We start from the raw sequence: 5479 nt of genomic DNA, 5'->3' as shown, positions 1-5479 counted from the left end.
CCCAAACAGGGCTTTTAGAGCACTCTTATTCATTAAAAAAGCCAGCAGAGCTGGCTTTAAGTCATAACGAGTCAAAAAACGCGTTAACTGATTTATCAAACAAATGATAAAAATAAAGAAATTGTCCAGTGTTGAGAATATGCGATTGCACCAATTGCTTGAACTGTTTCAATAAGCAGAAATTACAACTGAAAAACACGTTCGTAGCTGGGCGCATCTCCTCAGGTATTGCTTGCATAAGAGAGTCGCTAACAACTATAAACGCTTGCTGAGCTACATAATTTCTTACGTAATAAATGTAATCATTATTTTGCTCATATAAAGCAATATATTCTTCATCATTAGCAACTGCAGGTCGCTTCTGAAATAGTTCCACAACGTTTGAGTTAGTCATATTCATCTCCAAAAAGTTTGTCTTCGAAAATAAATACGAGCTACTTATGCAAAATTTGCATTGTCTGCTGATTTATTATTTTTTGATCGGATGAGAAAAAACAAACTTGATGGAAAATAAAAAACTTAATGGTGCTTGCTGAAACAGGCGAGAACCTTAAAATTACTCTCTCTAATTGGTTCAATGCAGTTGAGTCAACTTAAGCTTTAAAATGGTAATCAATATTGAATTTCAAATTTAAAAAAAACTGGCTTTCACCAATGTTTGTCATAACACTTCTTTTCTCATTGGTATCTTTGGTATCTACATATTACTTTCATGATACGGAATCCATAAAGATAAAAGCTGCGCTGTTTGTATCTCCAATATTTTACTTATGTGCAGCCTACTATTTTTCGTATCTAGTTCTTACACCCAATGAAATTGTAATTGAGGGTAATAAAATAAATATTGATGGAAAAACTCATTCATTAGGTGGTGATTCGAAATGTTACGTGTACTTTGATAAGCCTATACGCGCTTCTGAAGTGCTACAGGCCGAATTTGAAATTTTACTCGAGAATGAAAAGCCAATAACTACATCTTGCTTTTATGATTTTTATTTTGATGAAACTGACTTTATAACTCGCTACGCAGATAGTGAGGTCGTTTTTGCACATTCAAAGGTATTTGATTAAAGTTTTAGAACTCTCGATGGGCTACATAGTTTCTTATGTAATATATGTAGCCATGATTAGCTATTGCAGGTCGCTTCTGAAATAATTCCACAACGTTTGAGTTAGTCATATTCATCTCCAAAAAGTTTGTCTTCGAAAATAAATGCGAGCTACTTATACAAAATTTGCATTGTCTGCCGCTTCTTATTTGTAATTAAAATTACATGGAGTAAATATGTTGGAAAATGAGAAGTTCAATGCTGCTGTAGCGGCCGATTTTTTAGAGAAAGTTAGTCAGTGCCTTTATCAAGAGTATGACGCTATTTATGACCTAAACCTTACGGAAGATAATTTTGATGTAGAGAAACTGTTATTTCACTGTTTTTCTAGTAGCTACAAAATTAGTTTTAGCTATGAACAGTTACCTCTTCTAAGGTCACTATTATTACTACTCTGCAGCAACACTAACTTATTAATGAGTAATGGGGATGGTGATACTGAAGGCTTTGTTGATGAGCGTCAGTTGAAATTTGACTTCGATAACTCGTATTAATTCGCTTGAAGTGAACATGTTTATCTTTAAGTACATACAGGAGATAAATATGAGCCAAACAAAACTTCAAATTGTCAGAAAGTACACAAGAGAATCTAAGTCACCTTTTCAAGACGCATCGACGAGCCTTTGGCTTGCAAATGTCACTAACGAAGACAGGCTTGAGTTAGACTTTTCACAATACATATATGTCCATCGTGATGATGTTGGAAAAGTCGTCGGGGTTAGTGTTAGTAAGTCAATTGCTCGAGAGCATAGCCTTGAAAGTCAGTATCTTGAAGGGAGTGGTATGTATCGCATACTTATCTTTTACATCGACCAAATAAAAGATTTCTGCGAGCATTGGGCTGATGAATTTGAACAGTTCTTTCTACTGCCGCCTGATTTGTTTTTCGAATTAGCGCAGTGGCATTGGAACACAATCATTGAAAATGATGGTTAATTGAAGCGACTCGAAAGAGTCGCTTTTTCTTGAATATATTATTACCAGATAGCGTCATGCCCTTACTTGCGATGACGCTATTCGTTGGTATTCGCTTTTTTATTATCTAGATATACCCAAATAGCGCCGCCAATCATAATTGATAGGGGGACCAGGAAAGATAAGTATTCAATCTGAAAGTTCATAGTACTTCTCCTATTCAAAGCGAGAAAAAAATATATCTCGCTACTTTTGCAATTAATTAACTATAACACATCGCAATCACAGCATGATTTCACTATACAGCCATAGAGCATTACCAATGCCATTTCTATTATTCAATGACATGCTAACTCAAATACAGAATAGCGAAGCTAACAAAATAAAAATTCACTTTACTAAACTGGTAATAAACACACTTATTTTGCTTGTTTATTTCTTACTTAATAGTACGAGACATACTGAAATAAGCAGGACGCTCAATCATCACTTAGCAAATGTCGTTACCACCGCACCCTGGCGGAGGACCTAGACTTGGCTTCTTTAGGAAGTCAGCTCGCATATATAAGCGGTTTGCGATAAGAGTTAACTGTAGGGAGAGTTAGCTGTGTGAGTTGCACGAATGCGTTGCAGCAAACTCAGATGAATGACAGAGCAATAAAACAGAAAAGCAGGCACCATGTGTCTGCTTTTCTTCTTAGATTTCTCATCGACCAAACTTATGTATATGCACAGTACATAAAACAGGAGAAACTGTGTGAAGTCATTACGCTTAAAGTTCGTTCTAGATTTAGTTCGAGTTATCGTGAATGTAATTTATATATCTGTAGTTATTGTGGTTGGATTTTGGGTCGTGGACTATTTTTCCATCTACAAAGCTGCATCAAGTTACTCATTCTCGGGTATCGATGGATATGCACGACTTATAATCGCATTCATATTTGCAGAAATCTTAGGTTATGTAGAATCGAGCTTAAGAGAGAAGTACTTGTAATACTCAGCGCCCAATGGGCGCTTTTATTATGAAGTTTCTGGTCGAGCTGTTAATGCTATGGCTAACTTATTTTTGGACAAAAAAGAGTTAGTGTCGGCGGATTGCTCTATGCAATTTATTAAAGTGACCCCCTAATTAGCACCGCCTCTCTAAGACTTAAGCAGAGCTTACTTGTAAGGCACTGTACTTTTTATAACGTCCTCTACTAACTTAGGTATCATTTGTTCGATCGTGACTAGTTTAGCGCCTATTTCCAAATTACCTTTCTCAGCTACCACCTCAATATCAGAAAATACTTCTCTTAGTTTGTTAGCGCTTATTTCACCACACATCCCTTTTAACGCATGCGCTATTTGACGGACCTCTTCACTATTCCCTTGTTTGTGTTGCTCGATAAGTTCCTGCACTTTAATAGGTGCTTTAACAACAAACACTTCACAAATTTTGTTTAGTAAGACTTCTTTATTTAATAATCGTGCAAGGGCTTGTTCGCGATCCCACAGCTTTTCTTCTTCGAGCTCACTTTCTACATGAGGCATTGCTTTAGGTTGCCCCTCGTAGCTTGATAATGACCATTTAACGACCTTTTCTAATACTTTAACTGCTTCAATTGGCTTACTCACATAATCACTCATCCCCACGGCTAAGCATTTTTCCTTTTCACCTGCCATCGCGCTTGCAGTCATTGCAATGATTGGAACATCAATAAAATACTTTCCAGCTTCTCCTACGCGTATTTTTTCACACACTTGATAACCATCTAAAATTGGCATTTGGCAATCCATTAGTATGCAATTTATTTGCTTTTCATTTGTGTTGTACTGATTTAAAAGTGCTATTACATCTTGCCCATTACTTGCTGTTAAAATATTGATTGGCAGCTCATCTAATGCGCCTTTAGCAACCTCAATGTTTATTTCGTTATCATCGACAATCAATACCGTACACTCTTTTAATTGCTCAGTGATATCATCTGAAAGTTCAAAGCCGCTGGTTTCAGAAAGTAGATATAATGGTTCACTTTTTGGCACTTCGTAGCCAGCTACTTGCACCAGCTCTGTTTGGGTTACAGGCTTTGTAATTTGAGATACTTTTGATGCAATACCTTTAGGGAGTGGGTTTCCTGGTTGATGAAGTGTTATAAACTGAGCGCTTTGGTTGTTTTCGCTTAAAACTTCAATGATTGAACCTATGTTATTAGTAGTATCATCTTCATAGTCTAAGAACACATAGTCAAAAGCTTTGTTTTTATGCTTACCAAGCTCCGCCATAGAGCATGTGCTGACAATACCGTCTAGCAAACTGATTGTCTTATCTAAAACCTCCCAAATATTCGGATCACTACTCGCCACCAAAATGGCTTTATTCTCGTAACATATTTCAGGAACCTGAATGCTTTCTGTATTGCAGCGAACTTTAATATTGAAGGTGAAAACACTGCCTTGGTTTAACGTTGAGCTGACAGAAATGCCTCCACCCATTAATTGGCATAATTGTTTACAAATAGATAAGCCAAGTCCGGTCCCCCCAAACTTTTCTGATATTGATGTACTTGCCTGCTGAAAAGCATCAAATAATTGTCCTTGTGTACTAGGCGCGATCCCTATTCCTGTATCTTGGACGTTCACTTTTAAATCATGTGTATCTTCTGATATGCGCTCAGAACTAACAATGACTTTGATATAGCCTTTGTCAGTAAATTTTATCGCATTACTGATTAAGTTATTTAAAATTTGGGTGAGTCTGAGCGGATCTGTTTTAACATTTTCACAGTTTAAGTTACTGGTATCTAAATATACATTTAACCCTTTATCAAAGGCTCTAATAGCACTCGATTCAACTAGCCTTTCAATTAGCAGTTGTAGATTGATTGTTTTAAGATTTAGATCCAGTTTACCTGCTTCGATCTTTGATAAATCAAGTATGTCATTAATTAATAGATTTAAATTTGACGCACTTAGATCCATCATTTCAACAAGGTTTCGTGATTTATCAGACAACTCTTCCCGTTTTAAAATATTTAAAGTACCAATGACTCCATTAAGCGGAGTACGAAGCTCATGGCTTATATTCGATATGAAAGCACTTTTTATATCGCTATGCTTGATAGCATCATCTTTGGCCTCAGCAAGCGCTTGAGTACGCTTTCGAACTTTCGCTTCAAGCTCAGTATTCAATCGTTTTACTTTTATCTCTGCATCTTTTTCTTTTGTTATATCTCTAATAATTAAAGCAAGCCCTATTAAGGTATTGTGTTCAGAAAAAACGGGGCTAACAGATATAGCGTAATGAAGCGTTGTTTCGCCAAGTTGTTCAGATAATTCATCTTTAATTTGTGATTTAGAGCTTTGAATATCAGTTACGTAGGTGTGGATGGGTAATTTTGATAGAAACTCAACATCTTTGGCTAGTTTCCCTAATGCTGTCACTTTAGAAATTGATAACAAACGCTCCGCTGTAT

At 36.3% G+C, this 5479-nt stretch carries 4 protein-coding genes; 3 read left to right on the top strand and 1 reads right to left on the bottom strand.

The window, feature by feature from the left end; all coding sequences use genetic code 11:
* The first annotated feature begins 618 nt into the window (after positions 1-618).
* The 3 genes from L1D51_RS20250 (at position 619) to L1D51_RS20240 (ending at position 2045) form a co-directional block, all read left to right on the top strand.
* A complete protein-coding gene (locus L1D51_RS20250; RefSeq protein WP_239964657.1) occupies positions 619-1071 on the top strand; it encodes a hypothetical protein in 453 nt (150 codons plus the stop codon).
* 214 nt (positions 1072-1285) lie between these two features.
* Positions 1286-1603 (top strand): hypothetical protein, encoded by a 318-nt coding sequence (locus L1D51_RS20245; RefSeq protein ID WP_239964656.1) that lies wholly within the window; start codon positions 1286-1288, stop codon positions 1601-1603.
* Positions 1604-1652: 49 nt separating this feature from the next.
* Positions 1653-2045, top strand: a complete 393-nt coding sequence (locus L1D51_RS20240; RefSeq protein WP_239964655.1) for a hypothetical protein — start codon at positions 1653-1655, stop codon at positions 2043-2045.
* Positions 2046-3185: 1140 nt separating this feature from the next.
* Here the strand turns inward: L1D51_RS20240 and L1D51_RS20235 are convergent.
* A partial coding sequence (locus L1D51_RS20235) for an ATP-binding protein (RefSeq protein WP_239964653.1) occupies positions 3186-5479 on the bottom strand: 2294 nt, incomplete at its 5' end.

Origin of the sequence: Pseudoalteromonas shioyasakiensis (assembly GCF_022398475.1) — a bacterium.
Lineage (GTDB): Bacteria > Pseudomonadota > Gammaproteobacteria > Enterobacterales > Alteromonadaceae > Pseudoalteromonas.
Note: the sequence above shows the minus strand (reverse complement) of the source record. Positions and strands in the feature narration are given on the sequence as shown.

What these genes read in the sequence shown, in the direction of transcription:
- L1D51_RS20245 (WP_239964656.1), top strand. Translation starts at nt 1,286, where the DNA reads ATGTTGGAAAATGAGAAGTTCAATGCTGCTGTAGCGGCCGATTTTTTA.
- L1D51_RS20240 (WP_239964655.1), top strand. Translation starts at nt 1,653, where the DNA reads ATGAGCCAAACAAAACTTCAAATTGTCAGAAAGTACACAAGAGAATCT.